Annotated in this window: 14 protein-coding genes; 5 read left to right on the forward strand and 9 right to left on the reverse strand. The window is 72.0% G+C overall.

Annotated elements, in window-relative coordinates:
- The first annotated feature begins 165 nt into the window (after positions 1-165).
- From EXE44_RS01830 to EXE44_RS01840, 3 genes are all read left to right on the forward strand, one after another.
- Positions 166-2,748, forward strand: a complete 2,583-nt coding sequence (locus tag EXE44_RS01830; protein WP_137715708.1) for a PD-(D/E)XK nuclease family protein — start codon at positions 166-168, stop codon at positions 2,746-2,748.
- The gene (locus EXE44_RS01835) at positions 2,745-5,630 is read left to right on the forward strand and encodes an exodeoxyribonuclease V subunit beta (RefSeq protein WP_137715709.1); all 2,886 of its coding nucleotides are present in this window, start codon (positions 2,745-2,747) and stop codon (positions 5,628-5,630) included. Before EXE44_RS01830 ends, EXE44_RS01835 begins: the two co-directional genes overlap by 4 nt.
- A gap of 116 nt (positions 5,631-5,746) precedes the next feature.
- Positions 5,747-7,108, forward strand: coding sequence for an MFS transporter (locus tag EXE44_RS01840; protein ID WP_137715710.1), 1,362 nt, complete (start codon positions 5,747-5,749; stop codon positions 7,106-7,108).
- A gap of 8 nt (positions 7,109-7,116) precedes the next feature.
- On the opposite strand, the gene EXE44_RS01845 is transcribed toward EXE44_RS01840, so the two are convergent.
- The gene (locus EXE44_RS01845; protein ID WP_137715711.1) at positions 7,117-8,223 is read right to left on the reverse strand and encodes a radical SAM protein; all 1,107 of its coding nucleotides are present in this window, start codon (positions 8,221-8,223) and stop codon (positions 7,117-7,119) included.
- Between the two features lie 127 nt (positions 8,224-8,350).
- Between EXE44_RS01845 and EXE44_RS01850 the strand changes: the two genes are divergently transcribed.
- Positions 8,351-9,241, forward strand: coding sequence for a DMT family transporter (locus EXE44_RS01850; RefSeq protein WP_137715712.1), 891 nt, complete (start codon positions 8,351-8,353; stop codon positions 9,239-9,241).
- Between the two features lie 70 nt (positions 9,242-9,311).
- Here the strand turns inward: EXE44_RS01850 and EXE44_RS01855 are convergent, their stop codons facing one another.
- Positions 9,312-9,722, reverse strand: a complete 411-nt coding sequence (locus tag EXE44_RS01855; RefSeq protein WP_137715713.1) for a DUF2249 domain-containing protein — start codon at positions 9,720-9,722, stop codon at positions 9,312-9,314.
- Between EXE44_RS01855 and EXE44_RS01860 the strand changes: the two genes are divergently transcribed.
- The gene (locus EXE44_RS01860; RefSeq protein WP_137715714.1) at positions 9,721-10,461 is read left to right on the forward strand and encodes a helix-turn-helix domain-containing protein; all 741 of its coding nucleotides are present in this window, start codon (positions 9,721-9,723) and stop codon (positions 10,459-10,461) included. The two genes, EXE44_RS01855 and EXE44_RS01860, sit on opposite strands and share 2 nt — an antisense overlap.
- Positions 10,462-10,511: 50 nt before the next feature.
- Here the strand turns inward: EXE44_RS01860 and EXE44_RS01865 are convergent, their stop codons facing one another.
- The 7 genes from EXE44_RS01865 to EXE44_RS01895 form a co-directional block, all read right to left on the reverse strand.
- A complete protein-coding gene (locus EXE44_RS01865; RefSeq protein ID WP_137715715.1) occupies positions 10,512-11,501 on the reverse strand; it encodes an ABC transporter permease in 990 nt (329 codons plus the stop codon).
- Positions 11,498-12,313, reverse strand: a complete 816-nt coding sequence (locus EXE44_RS01870; RefSeq protein WP_137715716.1) for an ABC transporter ATP-binding protein — start codon at positions 12,311-12,313, stop codon at positions 11,498-11,500. The genes EXE44_RS01865 and EXE44_RS01870 overlap by 4 nt, the downstream gene beginning before the upstream one ends.
- Positions 12,310-13,776: a nitrous oxide reductase family maturation protein NosD gene (nosD, locus tag EXE44_RS01875; protein WP_137715717.1), complete on the reverse strand. Its 1,467-nt coding sequence runs from the start codon at positions 13,774-13,776 to the stop codon at positions 12,310-12,312. The genes EXE44_RS01870 and nosD overlap by 4 nt, the downstream gene beginning before the upstream one ends.
- Positions 13,766-14,518: a hypothetical protein gene (locus tag EXE44_RS01880; protein WP_137715718.1), complete on the reverse strand. Its 753-nt coding sequence runs from the start codon at positions 14,516-14,518 to the stop codon at positions 13,766-13,768. The genes nosD and EXE44_RS01880 overlap by 11 nt, the downstream gene beginning before the upstream one ends.
- Before the next feature lie 4 nt (positions 14,519-14,522).
- The gene (gene nosZ, locus EXE44_RS01885; protein ID WP_137715719.1) at positions 14,523-16,442 is read right to left on the reverse strand and encodes a TAT-dependent nitrous-oxide reductase; all 1,920 of its coding nucleotides are present in this window, start codon (positions 16,440-16,442) and stop codon (positions 14,523-14,525) included.
- A 232-nt stretch (positions 16,443-16,674) separates the two neighbouring features.
- On the reverse strand, positions 16,675-17,223 hold the full coding sequence (locus EXE44_RS01890) for a halocyanin domain-containing protein (protein ID WP_137715720.1): 549 nt from the start codon (positions 17,221-17,223) through the stop codon (positions 16,675-16,677).
- Between the two features lie 130 nt (positions 17,224-17,353).
- On the reverse strand, positions 17,354-17,896 hold the full coding sequence (locus EXE44_RS01895) for a DUF2249 domain-containing protein (RefSeq protein ID WP_137715721.1): 543 nt from the start codon (positions 17,894-17,896) through the stop codon (positions 17,354-17,356).
- Between the last annotated feature and the right edge of the window lie 40 nt (positions 17,897-17,936).

A 17,936-nucleotide genomic window follows, 5' to 3' on the forward strand; every position in this document is an offset into this window, starting at 1 on the left:
CCGCTCCCGGTCCCCTCACGCTGGCGCCGTCGCCCGTGCCGGCGACGGTCACGCCGGATGCGGGCGGCCGACGCCGATCGCCGTCCGGCCCCGGGCGTGACCGGGACCGTGGGGTCGCGGCCGCCTTCCGTATCTTTTTGTGACTCGTCCGTATCCTCGGTAGGCGTGCCTATTCGGAGAGCGAAACGGGCGGAGTCACTCTACGCGGCGGTCGAGGGGTACGACCTCGTCGTCACCCCCGACGCCCCGCTGGCCAGCGCCATCAACCGCCGCCTCGACCGCCCCCACTTCGGGACGTTCGCGACCACCCCGCGCCGCCTCGCCGCCGGCCGCCGCGAACAGGCGGAGGACCGGCGCGCCTTCCTCGAACTCGTCACGTCGACGGACCGCGACTGGAAGGCGGTCGCGTACGCCGTCGGGAACGTCCTCCAGTGTTGGGAGCACACGGGGCGGCTCGACGCGATCCTCGAGTACGACGCCTACGTCGACGACGCGACTCGCGAGGTCGTCGCGGGCATGCGAACGCTCCGGACCACCTCGAAGCGGCTCACCGAGTACGAGATCGACGAGGGGCGGTCCGTCGCCGTCGTCGGTCACGACCAGCTGACCGCGCTCGAACGCGGCGTCCTCCCCGAGTCGTTCGACCGCGTCGACCTGTTCACCGACGAGGCGTTCGACGCCCCGCCTTTCCACGTCTTCGAGTCGGCGACGGACGTCGTCGCCGCGCTCCTCGAGACGGTCTCCCCGAGCAACGCCGAGAACGTCGCCGTCGTCCTCGACGGCGGGGGGCGGTACTCCTCCCTCGTCGAGTCCGCGTTCGAGGCGGCGGACGTCCCCTTCTACGGCGGCCCCGGGTTCGCGGACGACCCGCATCACCGGGCGTTCGTCCGGCTCCTCCGGCTCTGCTTCCGGGGCTCCGAGACGACCCTCGGCGACGCCGCGCCGGTGTTGACGGCCTTGGGGATCGACGTTCCGGTCGCCGACCGCGAGCGGCGCGTCGCGGCGGTCGACGGGCCGGGCGCGGCGTGGCTGCGGTCGTTCCGCGACGCGGCCGCGGGACGGACGTTCGCGGCGGCGCTCGACGCGTACGCGACGGAGGCCGGCGTCGATCTGAGCCGCCTCGGCGAGGAGCTGCGGCGCTTGGGGCTCGCGGACGAGCCCGTGACCGAGGGCGCCGTCGACCGGCTCGCGTACTACCTCCAGACGTACGAGGTCCCGGTCGACACCGACAACGAGGGGGTCCTCCTCGCCGACGCGAAGTCGTCCGCGTACGTGGACCGCCCCGTCGTCTTCCACCTCGGCATGGGCGATGAGTGGACGCACTCGGCGCCCCAGCGGCCCTGGGTCGACACCGAGGCGCAGTTCGACCGCTACGTCGCCGACTTCCAGCGCCTGCTCCAGAGCGGCGACCGGCGGTACTACCTCGTCCAGGACGCGGCCGGCGGGGAGCCGGTCACCCCGTGCCTGTACCTCGGGGACCTCCTCGACGACGAGTTCGAGCGGTTCAGCGACCTCGATTCGGTCGAACACCGGCGCCGCCCGCGGCCGAGGGGCGAGGGCTTCGACCGGCAACCGACCGACGTGGAGCCGGAGTCGGTCGAGACGGTCAGCCAGTCGGCGCTCAACAGCTACGTCAACAGCCCGCGCGACTACCTCTTCGACCGGCTCCTCGACGCGCCGGACCGGGAGCGGTTCGTCGAGGGGAACCTCTTCCACGACTTCGCGGAGTTCTACGCGAACCACCCCGACGCGGTCGCCGCGGCCGACACCGGCGACCTCGTCGACGCGATGCTCGCGGAGACGGCGGCGTTCTTCGCGGCCGACGACGAGCCGCTCCGCCGCCGCACGTACCGCGTCGGCATCGAACTGATAACGGCGTACCTCGACGAGGAGGCGCCCGAGTCGGACGACTTCCTCACGCCGGCCTCGGGGCGGGGGACGAACTTCTTCGCCGACTACTTCGACGAGCCGGTCGACTCGCCGCTCACCGAGCGCTGGTTCGAGGACGCGTCCCTCGGCCTGAAGGGGAAGATCGACCTCGTGCGGTCGCCGACTCACCTGCTCGATTACAAGAGCGGGCGCAGGAAGCGGGCCTCGCAGGTGGTCGGCGGCGCGGCGACCGATCCGCCGGCGGACGCGCCGAACTTCCAGGCGGCGCTGTACCTCGCGTACTACCGGTCGGTCCGCCCGGACGAGCGGCTGGAGTTCACGTTCTTCCACTTCCTCGAACCGATGGCGGACGTGATCGCGGGCGAGGCCGACCTCGACGACGCGCTCACGACCGTCACCTACCACCCGGTCGCGTTCGACGAGTACGTCGCCTCCCGCGAGGCCTACGAGCGGCTGTTGGACGGCTACGCCGACTGCCGCGAGACGTTCGCGGACCTCGGCTACGAGGCGTACGAGGAGGTCCTGACCCCGCTGACGTTCCCCGAGACGACCGACAGGGGCGAACTGCGCGACTCCGCGTTCGCCGCGCGGTTCACCGACGCCGTCGACGCGGCCACCGCGGCGGACGTCGACGCCGAGAAGGGCGTCGACCAGGCGATCCGGGAGCTCAACGGCGCCCGGAAGCGGGCGTTCTTCCGCGAGGACCTGGACGCCTTCGAGTCGTTCGTCGACGAGCGCCTCGACGAGCTCAACGACCGACGCGCCGGCGAGGAGCGGTTCCCGGTCGACGGGCTCGGGGGCGAGCCGAACTACCGGCGCGTGGACAACCGCGACCTGCTGCTGGAGGGCGACCGATGAGCGAGCCGACGCCGAACGACGCGCAGCGGGAGCTCATCGAGGGCACGGAGGGGACCTACCTCGTCGACGCCGGCCCCGGGACGGGGAAGACGTTCGCCGTCACCCGCCGCTACGGCCGGATCGTCGACCGCCCCGAGACGGACCCCGAGGACGTGCTGCTGGCGACGTTCACGCGGAGCGCCGCGACGGAGATGAAAGAGCGGATCGTCGACCACAGCGCGTACGGGCTGCGGGAGCTGGCCGACGCCCCGATCCGGACGTTCCACTCGCACTGCCACGAGCTGCTTCAGGAACACGGGTACGCCGCGCCGACGCACCTCGGCATCGACGAGCGGATCACGGGCTCGACGCGGATCCTCGACGACGAGCTGATCGAGGCCGAGCGGTTCCGCGAGTTCTTCGGCGGCTTCCGCGACGACCACCCGGAGCACGCCGACTTCTACCGCGTGCTCTCGTCGCCGGACGAACTGCTCGACCTGATCCGGGAGCTCGCCTCGAAGGGAGTCTTCCCCGCCGCGGACGGCTGGTACCGCGACGGCGAGTCTCACCTCGACGGGGACTTCGAGGCGTTCAAAGAGCGGTTCGACGCGGCGAACGAGCCCCGCAACGACGGCCGGAAGCAGTCGGTCCTGCGCGAGGACCTGAGCCGCTTCGGCCGCGACAAGACGTACCGCCCGGACGCCCCCTCGAAGTCGGCGCTCCGGGGCGGTCGGGGGACGAAGCGACTCGACGACGACGTGGCCGATGCGGTGTTCCGCGAGGACCGCGAGGCGCTCAAGGCGTTCGTCCACGACGCCTACCTCGGGTACCTCCGGTTCGCGCTGCGCCGCAACTACCTCAGCTTCAGCTTCCTCCAGCTGTTCGCGTTCGTCCTCCTGTGCGAGGACGAGCGCGTCCGGGAGGCGGCGGCGTTCGAGTACGTCATGGTCGACGAGTTCCAGGACACGAGCGAGGTCCAGTTCAAACTGGCGCTCCTCCTGTCCGCGACGGACAATTTCTGCTTCGTGGGCGACTGGAAGCAGAGCATCTACTCGTTCCAGTACGCCGACGTGGACAACATCCTGGAGTTCGAGGCGCGGCTGGACCGGTTCGCTGCGGACCTCAACGCCGACGCGGACCGGGTCCCGTTCGGCTCGCCCGACCCGACCCGGATCGAACTGCGGGAGAACTACCGGTCGACGGCGTCGGTGATCGACCTCTCGGAGCGGGCGATCGCGACGCCGGCGTCGAGCGGCGAGACCGTCGACGCCCCCCTCGACGACGTGGTCGAGCTCTCCGCGAACGCCGCGTTCGACAACACCGTAATCGAGGGGATCCGCCACGAGGACGAACACGAGGCCGTCCTCTCGAAGGTTCAGGATATCGTCGGCAACGACGACTACGCCGTCGAGGGCGAGGACGGGGAGCCGCGCCCGCCGGAGTACGGGGACGTCGCGGTGTTCACGCGGACCCGCGACTACGGGCGGGAGCTGCTCGACGTCGCCGCGGAGTACGACTTCCCGGTGGCGTACGACGGCGGGGTCGAGCTGTTCCGGACCGACCCGGCGAAGCTGCTGCTCGCGTGGCTCCGGATCCTCGACGCGGACGCCGACCGCGGCTGGGCGGTGGTGCTCGAACGGATCGGCTACGCGGTCGACGAGATCGATCACATCCTGGAGACGGGGTCGTACCCGGCCGAGCCGGCCGCGTTTCGCGACGAACTCCGCGGGCTGGAGTCGGTCGGGGCGGTGGCGCGCCGCGTCCTCGACCGCTACGGGTTCACGGGCGACGTCGCGGACGTGCTCTTACACACGGTTCAGTCGGTCCACGACTCGACGACGGCGACGCGCGGCGACCTGATCCGGCACATCGAGCGCGGCGTCGAGACCGGCGGCACAGTCGACGTCAGCGCGTCCGCTGGCGACGACGCGGTGACCGTCCAGACGATTCACACGGCGAAGGGGCTGGAGTATCCGATCGTCGTCATGGCGAACATGAACGAGGGGCGCTTCCCGCCGCGGGCCGGCGGGTCGAGCGTCATCCAGTTCCGGGACCCGGTCGGGCTCCGCCGGCGGAAGGTCTACTCGGAGGACGGCGCCCACCCGCACGTGTACGACGACTGGCGATACGACGTGATCAGGCGCTGTCTGCCGCGGGGGTACGACGAGGAGCGGCGGCTGCTCTACGTCGCGGTGACGCGCGCGGAGAGTCACGTCGTGTTCGCGGCCGGCGAGGACCCGAACGCGTTCCTCGACGGACTCCCGGTCGCCGTCGAGGAGATCGATCCCCGCGTGGAGCCGCTCGACCGCGGCGAACCGGCCGACGCGGACCTCCCGTTCGCGGTCACGGCGCCGGACGGGCCGATCGGTCACACGCCCCACTCGCTGATGGACGAGTCGGTGTTCGAGGACGCGGACGAACGGCCGGAGACCGGCCCGGAGGCCTACCCCGAGACGCGGGGGATGGACTTCGGGTCGCGCGTCCACGACTTCGCGGAGGCGTACGCCCTCGGCGACGACGTGACGCCGTCGAACGACCACGAGCGGCGGATCGCCGAGCTCCTCGACGGCCTGTCTGGCGACCTCCGGGTCGAGGAGCCGGTCACGCTCCCGGTCGCGGTCGACGGCCGGCGCGTCACCCTCTCGGGGATCGCGGACCTCGTCCGCGTGACGCCCGACCGGGTCGAGGTGATCGACTACAAGACGGACGCGACGCGGCGCGCGCAGGCGGAGTACCAAAAACAGCTCAGCGTCTACTACCACGTCCTCGACGAGTGGTTCGCCGACAGGCCGGTCGAGACGAGTCTGTTCTACACGAGCGACGGGACCCGCGAGCGGATCGATCCGCTCTCGATCGAGGAGCTCCGCGACCTCGTCCGCGCGACCGAGACGGGCCCCGAGTGACGGGGTCGGATTTTTCACGGCCCGAACCGGAGAACGCGTATGTTCGTTCCCGTCGCACCGCGGGCCCGGGCCGGAGTCAACGACTGCGACCGCCTCGCGGCGCGGAGGGGCCACTCGTGACCGACGTTGCGGCGGCCGACGCCGAGCGGTCCGGTGCGCTCGACGCCTTCCGCCGGTTCCTCGCGTTAGAGCGGGACGTGCTCGTGCTGTCGGTCGCGATGTTCGCGTTCAGCCTCGGCTTCCAGATGACGACCCGGTACCTCCCGGAGTACATGGTCGCGCTCGGGGCCTCCGGGTTCGCCGTCGGGCTCTTCGGCACGTTCGGCAACGTCATCTCGGCGCTGTACCCGTACCCGGGCGGCGCCGTCTCGGACCGGATCGGCTCGCGGTACGCGCTGACGCTGTTCGGGCTGCTGTCGACCGCGGGCTTCGCCGTCTGGCTGGTCGCCCCGGCGGTCGGTCCGATCACGGCGGGCGGGCGCACGGTGGAGCCGTGGGTCTGGATCTTCGTCGGCCTCGCGCTCGCGCAGGCGTGGAAGTCGTTCGGCCTCGGCGCGACGTTCGCGGTGGTCAAGCAGGCGACGGCGCCCTCGCGGCTGGCCGCGGGGTTCGCCAGCACGGAGACGTTCCGGCGGACGGCGTTCCTGATCGGCCCAGTGCTGGCCGCCGTCCTCATCGGGCTCCGCGCGGAGTTCACCGCCAGCTTCCGGTACGTCCTCGCTGTCGGGGTGGCGTTCGGCGTCCTCGGGACCGCGGTCCAACACGTCCTCTACGACGCGAGCGACGACTCCATCGGCGACTCGTTCGCCGGGCTCGACCGGATCCGACGGGACCTGCGGGAGATGCCGGCGCCGCTGCGCCCGCTGCTCGTCGGCGACACGCTCGTCCGGTTCGCGAACGGGATGGTGTACGTGTTCTTCGTGCTCGTGGTCACGCAGTTCTTCCAGGTCGGCCTCGACACCACCGTCGCGCTCGGCGGGTTCTCGTACGAGATCGACCTCTCCCCGCAGGCGTTCTTCGGCTACCTGCTCGGCGTCGAGATGCTCGTCGCGCTGCTGATCATGGTCCCCGCCTCGAAGCTCGCGGAGCGCGTCGGGCTCAAGCCGGTCGTCGCGGTCGGCTTCGCCGTCTACGCCGTCTTCCCCGTCGTGCTGATCTACGCGCCGGCGCTCGCGGGGTCGGCGCTGCCCCTGTCTGCGGTGATGGTCGCGGTCTTCGCGTTCTCCGGGCTCCGGTTCGCGGGGCTGCCGTCGCACAAGGCGCTTATCGTCGGCCCGGCGGAGCGCGGGTCCGGCGGCCGCGTCACCGGGACGTACTACCTGCTCCGGAACGCGGTCGTGATCCCGAGCGCCGCCGTCGGCGGGTACCTGTGGGACTTCGTCAGCCCGGAGGTGGCGTTCACGGTCGCGGCGGTCATCGGGGTCGCCGGGACCGGCTACTTCCTCGCGTTCGGCGAGGAGTTCGAGGCGTACGCCTGAGCCCGAACTCAGTCCGCCGGCTCGGGACGCTCGCCGTCGTCGCCGGCGCGCTGTCGCTCCGGAAGCGGCCCGTCGTAGCCCTCCGGGACGTACGGACAGAGGGGGTCGCTTCCCGTCGGGTCGCCCGTCGCGGCGTACGCCCGCGAGCGACTCCCGCCGCAGACGTGGCGGTACTCGCAGGCGCCGCACTTCCCCGAGAAGCCGTCGGGGTCGCGGAGCGACTCGAAGAGGTCGGCGTTCCGGTACGCGTCGACGACCGACCGGTCGCGGACGTTCCCCGCGGACTCCGGGAGAAAGCCCGACGGATACACCTCGCCGGTGTGGCTCACGAACGCGAACCCGCGACCGGCCGTGATCCCGCCCCGACGGCCGGCCGCGCCGTCGGCCTCGCCGTCGCTCGCGCGCTCGACGCCGACGCGGCGGTAGAACGGCGCCTCCGTCGTCTTCACGCCGAAGCGCTCCTCGTCGGAGACCTCGTGGAGCCACGCCATCACGTCCTCGGCGCGCCCGGGGTCGATCGGCTCGAGGACGCGGCCGCGACCCACCGGCACGAGGAAGAAGACGCTCCAGAGGACGGCGCCCAGGTCACGGACGCGGTCGCGGATCGCGGGGAGGTCGTCGACGGTGTCCGCGCAGACCGTGGTGTTGACCTGGAGCGGGATCCCGGCGTCGCGGGCGGCGCGCGCGGCCTCGACCGTGTCCGCGAAGCTCTCCTCGCCGCGGAACGCGTCGTGGCGCTCGCGCGTCGGGCCGTCGAGGCTGAGCGCCATCCGCGCGATCCCGGCGTCGGCGAGGTCGCGGACGCGCTCGGGCGTGAGCGACCGCGTCCCGCTCGGCGTGATCGTCATCCGGAGGCCCAGGTCGTCGCCGTACGAGACCAGCTCCGTGAGGTCGTCGCGCGCGAGCGGGTCGCCCCCGGAGAGGACGACGAGCTGCCCGTCGCCGAACGCGGCGGCGTCCTCCAGCAGTCGCTTCCCCTCCGCGGTCGTCAGCTCGTCGGGGTGCCGCTGCGGCCTCGCGTCGGCGCGGCAGTGCCGGCACGCGAGCCCGCAGGCCTGCGTGACCTCCCAGACGAGCACCAGCGGCCGCCGGTCGGTGTCGAGGTCGTCGAACATCGGTCGGGCGACGGTACGGTCCCGATCCCTTTGGGGTCGTCCCCGAACGTGTTCCCCGCCGGGAGCGGCGCGCGAATGCGGAGGCGGTTCGACGGGTATTTCGCGGTCGGCGGCGACCTCCGCGTGAATGAGTCGCTACCGGACCGCAGGCCGCTTCCTCCTACTTTGCGCCGTCTGGGGGACGGCGTTCATGGCGACGGACGTCGGCCTCGCGGACCTCCCCGCGGTCCCGTTCGCGGCCGTGCGCTTCGACGTCGCCGCCGCGCTGCTGTTCGGCGGCGTCCTCGCCTCGGGGACGGACGCCCGCCCGCGGACCCGCGACGACTACGTGTACGTGCTCGTCGGCGGGGCCCTCATCATCGGCGCCCATCACGCGTTCCTGTTCGCCGGACAGCGGTACGTCACCGGCGCCGTCGCGGCCGTCCTGTTGGGCCTCGTCCCCGTGGTGACGCCCGCGCTCACGCGGCTCGCGTCCACCGACGCGGACGTCACCGCGGGCACCGCGGTCGGCGTCGCGCTCGGGTTCGTCGGCGTCGTCGTCATCGCCGACCCCGACCCCGCGAACCTCGCGGACAGCGTCCTCGGCGTCGCCCTCGTGCTCGCGTCCGCGCTCGCGTTCGCCGTCGCCGCGGTCGTCACCCACAGCCGATCGCCGTCGATGCCGTTCGTCGCCACGCAGGCGTGGATGATGGCGGTCGGCGCGGCGGTCCTCCACGCCGCCGTGCTCGCGGTCCCGGGCCAGTCGTTCGCGACCGCCGCGTGGACCCCGTCCGCGCTCGGCGCCGTCGCGTACCTCTCCGCGGTCGCCGGCGTCGGGGGGTTCCTGCTGTACTTCTCGCTGCTGGACGACCTCGGTCCCGTCGAGATGAGCTTCATCGAGTACGTGATCCCCGTGTTCGCGGCGCTGGCGGGCTGGCTCGTGCTCGGTCAGGCGGTGACGGCCGCGACCGTCGTCGGATTCGCGTTCATCCTGGCGGGGTTCGTCGCCGCGAAGTGGCGGGCGCTGCGCGGGGGATAGCCGAACGCGCCGCCGCGCACGACGTCGGGGACCGTCGCGTCGAGCTTGAATGGTTCACCCCGTCAGGCGGCTACGTCGCGGTCGCGTCGCCGGCGCCCGAGTCGCCCTCGGTAGCCCGCTCGTCCGCCGCGGTCCGGTCGCCGTCGGCCGGCCATATCGCCGTGACGGTCGCCTCCGTCGCGTCCGTCTCGACCGCGGCGTAGGCGAACCCGCGGTCCTCCAAGCGCGGGAAGAGGAACTGCGGGCTCCGGTCGTTGTACTGGACTAACACGTCGCCGTCGCCGAGCGTCTCGACGCGTTCGAGCGTCTCGCGCAGCGGCTTCGGCGGGCCGAGGGTCCGCACGTCGAGGGCGATCGTCTCCCCCTCGGTCGGCGCGTCCGTCCGCTCCGCCACCGCCCGTTCGACCGCCGCGGAATCGCCGGGTTCGGAGCTCATGTGTCGATCGACGAACCCGATCCCCGGGTCGTTTGTGACGAACATGTTCCGGCGAGCGCGGAGCCGAAGGTACTTCCACGCCGGCGCCGAACGGGCGCGCATGGCACAGGCACGCCTCCGCGTGGACATCCCGGACGGCCCGTGGGTCGGCGACGTCTCGCGGGAGTTCCCGGACGCGCGGTTCCAGGTGATGACCGCGACCCCCGACGACGGCGCCGGGTTCGCGCTGGTCCGGATCACCGCCGACGACACCGACTCGATCCTCGAGGTCATCGAAGCGCACGACACGATCACCCACTCGTCGGTGATGGCCGAGGACGAGGGCATGGTGACCGTCCAGGTCGAGGCGCTCGTCCCGCTGCTCCAGACGGTCGCGCGGCGGGCCGGCGTCCCCATCGAGATGCCGGTCGAGATCCGCGACGGCGTCGCCCGCGTCGACGTGACGGGCGACCACGAGCGCGTCGCGAAGTTCGGCGACGCCCTCCGCGACGTGGGCGCCGACTTCGAGGTCGAGTACGTCCAACAGCGCGTGAACCCCGGCGGGTCGCTCACGGAGCGCCAGCGCGAGGTCCTCTTCGAGGCGGTCGACCGCGGCTACTACGACGTGCCCCGCGAGACCACGCTGACGGAGGTGGCCGACCACGTCGGCATCGCGAAGTCCACGTGTAGCGAGGTGCTCCAGCGCGTCGAGCGCACCATCGTCCGGGAGTTCGTCGACGACCTCCCGCGCCGCCCGGTCGACTTCGAGCAGCCCGAGGACGACGGGATCGAACGGATCCAGTAGCGCGGTCGGAAACCGAGTCCGCGGGCGTCCGCCGGCTCGAACGCCCCTTCTCAGAGCCGCCGCCGGCGGACCAGGACGCCCGCCGCGGCGACGGGGACGACGGCCCACGCGACGAGCGACAGCGCGAGCGCGGCCGTCGACAGCCCGCTCCCGGCGAGGACGGCGGTGAATCCGCCGCCGGCGGTCGTGCCGAGTCCGCTCAAGGCGAGCACGCGGAACGCGCTCACCGGGTTCGACAGGACCAGCGCCGAGAGCGCGGCGCCGGGCAGGTCCGCGGCCGCGACGACGCCGAGCGCGAGCAGGTCGTGGCCCAGCACGAACCACACCCACGCGAGCAGCGCCGCGCCGAGCGCGTGGGTCTTCTCGCGGGCGACGGTCGACAGCAGCAGCGCGAGCGCGAGGAACGCGGCGCCGGCGCCGACGGCGCCCCCGAGGAACCCGAGGAACGCGGGCAGCTCGGCGACCCCGAACTCGCGGACGATCAGGGCGCCGCTGAAGCCGAACCCGAGCAGCGTCGCGCCCGCCAGCACCGCCAGCCGGCCGAGATACGTCCCGGCGACGACCTCGCTCCGGCGGACCGGCAGCGAGAACACGACCGCGAGCCACCCCTCGTCCTCGCGGCCGACGATCGCGTCATATCCCAAGGCGAGCGCCGCGAGCGGGACGAGGTACGCGGCGAGGCTCGTCAGCGAGGCGACGACGCGCTCGGCGCCCGCCGGCCCGACCGCCGAGCCGCTGAACGTTAAGACGACGCCGCCGAACGCGACGAACAGCCCGGTCAGCGCGAGCGCCCACCGGCTCCGGACCGCCAACCGGTACTCCGTGACCGCGACGACGAAGACGTGCCGCAGCGCCCCGCGGACGCCGTCGTTCGCCCCGGTCTCGGTCGCCTCGACGGTCGCCGCCGACGCCGACGAGTCGGCGGCCTCGGCGTCCCCGTCGGCGTCGAACGCCCCGACCGCGGCCGCCGCGTCCGCGTGCCCGCCGTCCGGACGGGTCTCGGCGTCGCCCTCCTCGGCCCGCTCCGTCGGGTCGCTCATGGCGCCACCTCCTCGGCGTCGGTCGCGGCGCGGCGTGCCGCGTCGTCGCCGACCGCCTCGCGGAACGCCGCGCGGAGTCCGCCGGCGTCCCGGCCGCTCTCGCCCGTCGCTCCCGCGTCGGTCGCGGCCGGCGCCGCCTCGCTCGTCCCCGCGGCGAGCTCATCGACGGGCCCCGACGCGTGGACGCGGCCGTCGTGGAGGACGGCGGCGCGGTCGCAGAGCCGCTCGACCTCGCCGAGCACGTGCGAGCAGAACACGACCGTCGCGTCCGTCTCCTTCGTTATCTCCTCGACGATAGCGTGGAACTCGTCGACGCCGCGGGGGTCGAGCCCCGCCGTCGGCTCGTCGAGGATCAGCACGTCGGGGTCGGGCAACAGCACCGTCGCCAGCCCGAGCCGGCGCTGCATGCCGTTCGAGTAGCCCGAGACGCGGCGGTCGGCCTCGTCCGCGGTCAGCCCGACCCGCGCTATCGCCGCCGCGATCCGCCCGTCCTTCGGGAGGCCGCGCGTCGCCCGGTGGACGCCGAGGACCTCGCGGCCGGTGAGTCCGTCCGGGAACCCAATGTGCTCGGGGAGGTAGCCGACGCGCTCGCGGATCCGCCGCCCGTCCTCGGTCACGTCGGTGCCGCCGACGCTGACGGTCCCGGCGTCCGGCCGGTCGTGGCCGACGAGCAGCCGGAACAGCGTCGACTTGCCGGCCCCGTTGGTGCCGATGATCCCGAACGTCGAGCCGCTCGGGACCGACAGCGAGAGCCCGTCGAGGGCGGTCACGTCCCCGTACGTCTTCCGCACGTCGGTCGCGTCGATTCTCATGGTGTGTCCTCCGTGTCGGCGGTTCGGTTCGCGGCGCGGGCCTCGCCGGTCGGCTCGTAGGCGCGCCAGTCGTGGTTCGGCTCGACGAGGGGGCGGCGGTCGACGACGCCCGGCGTCTCGATCACCGGGAAGGAGCTCTCGGCCAGCCGCACCGCCTCGAACGCCGGGCTGTTCGCGAACACGGCGGCCTGCGGCGTCTCGTCCACGAGGGTCTCCACGATCCCGATCGGGCGGTGGCGGATCTCGCTGACGCCGTCGCCGTCGCGGTCGGCCGTCCGCGCGCCCGACCAGTAGTTGCCCCGCTCGGTGCCGTTCCAGGCGACGAGCGAGTTCCGCGCCGTCTTGGCCGCCCGCTCGTTGCGGACGAAGCTGTTGCCCGCGACCACGGCGTTGTTGCTCACGGCGGCGCTGTGGATCCCGATCCCGTTCCGGTAGATCAGGTTGTCGACGAGCCGGTTCCCCTGCGCGTTGTAGAGGTAGAGCCCGTTCCGGTTCGCGACGAGGCGGTTGCCGGCGATCGTCGAGTCCTCGATGTCCTTCGCCAGTATCCCGTGGCCGCTGCCGCCGTCGTTGCGCAGGGCCGTGTTGTTCCGGACGGTCAGCCCCTCGCTCACCATCAGCGCGTAGCCGACGCCGTTGTCGGCCGCGACGTTGTCCACGAGGCGGTTGTCGTCCGAGTACATGTAGTGGACGCCGTACCGCGTGTGGCGGATCGTGTTGTTCTCGGCAAGCACGTCCGTCGCCCACGAGAAGTAGATCCCGTCGCGGGTGCGCGTGATCTCGGTGTCGCGGACGACGGTCCCGCGCGTCTCGAACAGGTGGATCCCGTTGCCGCGGTCGGTGACCGGGTACACGTCCTCCCGGCCGTCGATCCGCACGTCCTCGATGACGGCCTCGTCGGCGCCGTCGACCCAGATCCCGTAGGCCGTGTCGGTGATCCGGACCGACTCGATCCGGGCGCGGTCGCCCGCGACGAAGACGCCGGCGTCCTCGGTGCCGAGGTCGCTTCCGGAGCCGCGGACCCACACGCCGGAGACGGTGACGTTCTCGCCGCTCAGGGTGAGCACGCGCCCCTCGCCGCCGCCGTCGATCACGGCGCCGTCCGCGCTCGCGACGAGCCGCAGGCCGTCGACGCTCGCGTTGACGCGCTCGTCGAACCGGCCGTCGAGGACGACCGTCGCGCCCGGGTCGGCGGCGTCGACGGCGGCCTGCGCGGACGCGAACGACTCCCCGTCGACCGTCGCGGTCCCGTCGCGCTCGGGCGCCGTCACCCCCGTCGCGGCGAAGTCCGTGGCCACGTCGAGCCCGGGGGCGCCGGAGGCGTTCGACGGGGCGGCCGGGCCGCTCGCGTCCGCGGCGCCGCCAGCGCCGGCGACCGGGAGCGCGACGCCGAGCGCGAGCGCGACGGCCGCGACCGCGACGGCGGCCGCGAGGAAGCCGACCTCGAGGCGGTCACCCGACATGGTCGCCCCCGTCGACGTCGCGGTCTCGGTCGGCGGCCGTTTCTCCACCGACGCGGTCGCGGACCTCTCCGGGGAGCGCGCGGGCGAGCGCCGGCAGCTCGTCCACGGTCGCCTCGATGTCGCGCGCGAGGTACGCGGCGGCGAGCAGCAGGACCGCGAGGACGGTCATGTACCCGCCGGGGCCGAACCACGCGAAGCCGGAGATGTTCGCCACCTCGTACGGCCCCAGCAGGGGCGGCGTGAACGACTCGATGCCCCGGAGCGGCGCGTCCGGGTCCAGCGAGTGGCCGGCCTGGTAGAGCCGGTACTGGATGAACGCGAACATCCCGACGAAGACGGTGATCGTCCCGACGAGCTGGGCCGTGAGCCCGGCCTTCAGCTTGCGGGCCGTCGGCGCGAACGCGACGAACGCCCCCGTGAGCGCGAGGGAGACGAACACGACCGGCCCGAGCAGCCACTCGGGCACGTCGATCGCGGCCTCGCTGACGGCGTAGTTCGGGTCGATGAACACCGGGTCGGGGTAGTGGAACCCGGCGTACTTGTTGAGCCCCTGTACCTCGGCGAAGTCGCCGCCCAGACGCGGGTACGCGTACAGCTCGATGAGCAGCTCCTGACCGGGGTACTGCGGCGCCGTCAGCGAGATCTTCCACACCGGGACCAGCAGCGCGCCGACGAGCAGCGCCGCCGCTGCCAGCGGGAGCGCGCGTCGGATCTCGGTCAGCCGCGTGAGCGACGAACTCATGGCGTTACTCCTCCGGTTTGACGATGAGCCGCGAGCGCATCTCTAAGTGCAGCGCGCTGCAGAAGTGCGCGCAGTAGATCCAGTAGACGCCGGGCTCGTCGGCGGTGAACGTCGCCTTGCGCGTCTCCTGGGGCGCGACCCGCATGTGGACGTCGTGGTCGGGGATCGCCACCGAGTGGAGCATGTCGCTCGTGGTCTCGATGTTCGTCACCTGCATCTCGACCTCGTCGCCCTCCTGGACGACCATCTCCTGGAACCCGTAGTGATTCCGAGTGGAGTACATCTCGATCTCCACGCGGTCCTCGGAGACGCGCTCCATCGTGGACTCGCCCTCGGCGGTGTGGCTGAGTTCGAGGTCCTCGGGGTCGTACACCTCCTTCGGGTTGATCTTCGACTTGTGGCAAATCGACGCGTCGTGCGGCTCGGCCTGCGCCGGCGAGTCCTTCACCAGCTCCATCCCGTTCTCGTCGTCGCCGATGTAGATCAGCTGGTCGTTCTCCGGGTGCTGCGGGCCGACCGGGAGGAACCGGTCCTTCGAGAGCTTGTTCAGCGAGACGAGCCAGTCGCCCGCCGGGTCCTCCGTGTACGACTCCGCGGCGATGAGGTGGCCGGGGTTGTAGTGGACGTCGATCTTCTCGATCACGGGGCTCTCCGAGCGCGGCTCGGCGTTGACCGCCTCCTCGATGTCCCACTTGACGACCTGCGAGTCGATGAACAGCGTCGTGTACGCGTGGCCGCGGCCGTCGTAGGCGGTGTGGAGCGGGCCGAGGCCGAGCTTCGGCTGGCCGACGATGGCGTCGGTCGGGTCGTCGACCTCGTCGATCTTGTCGATGTCGATGACCGACGCCGTCGGGTCGAGCTTCCCGCTGACGATCACGTACTCGTTGTCCGGGGTGACGCTCACGCCGTGCGGGCTCTTCGGCGTCGGGATGTAGTGGACGATGGGCTCGTCGCCCTGGTTGAGCGGGCTGTCCTTCCGGCCGTCGACGACCGGGACCCCGTTCAGCATCTCGTAGTTGCCGGCCTCGACGGCGGCCTCGATCCGCGGGATGTCGAACGCCTTCACGTCGTCGCGGTCGGCCCGGGTCATCCCGGACTCGGTCGCGGCCTCCTCGGTGTTGTAGGCGCTCGTGAAGAAGTACCGACCCTCCTTGCTCCCGTCCCCGTTGTCCATGTTGCCGTCGATGAGGACCTCCCACTCGACGTTCATGTTCTCGGGGTTGATCGCGGCGAGGACGGAGCCGTAGGAGTCGGGGTCTTCGAGGTTCCCGCTCCCGTCGTTGGGGACCGGCGTCCGGAACTCGCCGACGCCGAAGATGAGGTCGGTGTCGGGCAGCTGCGCGCAGGCGCCGTGGGTCCCCTGCTGGTTCGGGATGTTGACGATGGCGTCCGTCTCGAAGTACGTCAGGTCGATCCGGGCCATCCGCCCGTTCGCCTTGTCGTTGACGTACGCGAACCGGCCGTCGTAGTCGCCGTCGGTCTGACTGATCCGCGGGTGGTGGGTGTCGCCCCACGTGTACCCGCCGGCGTCTTCGAGCATCTGCTTGCTCTCGTCGTCGAAGCCGTAGCCGCGCGAGGCGTCCCGGTTGAACACCGGGATCCGGATGAGCTCGCGCATGGACGGGAGCCCGTAGACGCGGACGTCGCCGGCCTGCCCGCCGGAGAGCAGCGCGTAGTACTCGTCGTGTTCGCCCGGCGGCACGGAGTTGTCGACCCCGCTCGCCGAGGCCGTCCCCTGGACGTCGTCCTCGCTCAGGATGCTGGTACAGCCCGCCAGCCCGCTGAGACCCCCCGCAGCGGCGCCGGCCTTCATGAAGTCGCGGCGACGGACGCCGGGGAGCATGGAGTCGAACCCGTCCGTCGAGTCGGTCGTCTGGTCGCTCGATTCCCCCGCGTCCGTGGACCGCTGTGTGTCGTTCGACATGGGTAGATCCGCGAGCGGCGATTCCCTCGCGACAGGCGGACGTTGCGGCGTTCGGTATATAGGTCGTCGAGCGGCTTGCTGTGCGGCTGGAAGCGCGCGAACACGTTCGGAGAACGCCGACCGCGTTCCGAGGACGTGAGAACGCGGCCGGTTCCCTGCTCGAAAGGTGGGTTGGAAAAAAGGTGTCCGCGTCGCGTCGGCGTCCCGGGCGCGGTTCAGCCGGGTCGCGTCGTCACCGAACGACGACGGCGCCCTTCATGCCGACCGATGAGTGAGGGGTACACTCGTAATTGAACGTCCCCGTCTCCTCGAAGGTGTACTCGAAGGTGTGGCCCTCCTCGGTGACCGTCTCGCTCTCGAACGCGCCCGAGTCGGCGGCGACGTTGTGGCCGCCGCCCTGTCCGGTCCACTCCCAGACGACGGTAGTCCCGGTGCTCACCGCCACGGCGGCCGGGCCAAAGGAGAGGCCGTCCCCCGCGCCGACCGAGACCGTGACCTCGTCTTGGCCGGTGGCGTCGACGGTCTGCTCGTAGTTGTTCGCCCCTTCCATCCAGCCGCCGTAGTCCGGCTCCTCGCCGAGGTACTGGGTGTCGCCGCCGTCTCCGCCGTCGCCGGAGCCGCCGTCGCCGCCGTCCGAGCCGTCGGATCCGTCGCCGCCGTCTCCACCGGAGCCGTCGCCGCCGTCGCCCCCGCCGGAACAGCCGGCGAGGAGGAGCGTCGCGCCCGCGGCGGTCGTCGCCTGTACGAACCGTCGCCGATCGAGTGTCGTGTCGTCCGTCATGTGGGTCGTCGTTCGCGGTCGGTAGTTGTAACGCCCTGCGCGCCGACTCGCCGTGCGGGAATTCCGACGAACATGTTCGGAGCGAACGCCGTCCGCTCCGGGACCGTCGGCCGCCGAAGTCGCGCGTCGCCTACGCTTCCCCCCGCGGCGCCAGCACGATCAGCGCGGTGGCGTCCTCGCGCGCGGTCGGCTTCACCGTCCGATCGCCCTCGAAGCGGAGCAGCTCGCCGGCCTCGACGCGGTGGGGCTCCCCGTCGAGCGCGACGTCGAAGGCGCCCGTCAGCGCGTGGAACAGCACCGTCCGGTCCGGGTGGTCGTGCTCCGCCACCGACTCGCCGGCGTCCAGCGAGAGCCGGACCGTCTTCGGCTCCGCGCCGGGGAACGCCCGGGCGTGGGGCTCGCCGTCGAGGTCGGCGATCCGGACCGTCTCCGGCTCGGCTCCGTCCTCGGCCTTCGGCAGCTCCGCGACGAACCGCTCGGGGCCCTCGCGCTCGACCGCGTACGCCTCGTCGTCGAACGCGGGGACCTCGGCCGACAGCTCGTAGTAGAGCGGCTTCGGGTCGTGGTCGTTGACGATCGTGAGCGACTCGCCCGGCTCTAAGTCGGCGAACGCCTCGTGGATCCGGTCGTGTCGCTCGTTCGGCGGGATCTCTCTGACGTCGAGTTCGGACATCGCTCGACCGTCGACGCCGCAGCCGCATGTCGGGCGGCGC

Origin of the sequence: Halorubrum sp. SS7 (assembly GCF_005435055.1) — an archaeon.
Taxonomy (GTDB): Archaea; Halobacteriota; Halobacteria; order Halobacteriales; family Haloferacaceae; genus Halorubrum; species Halorubrum salinarum.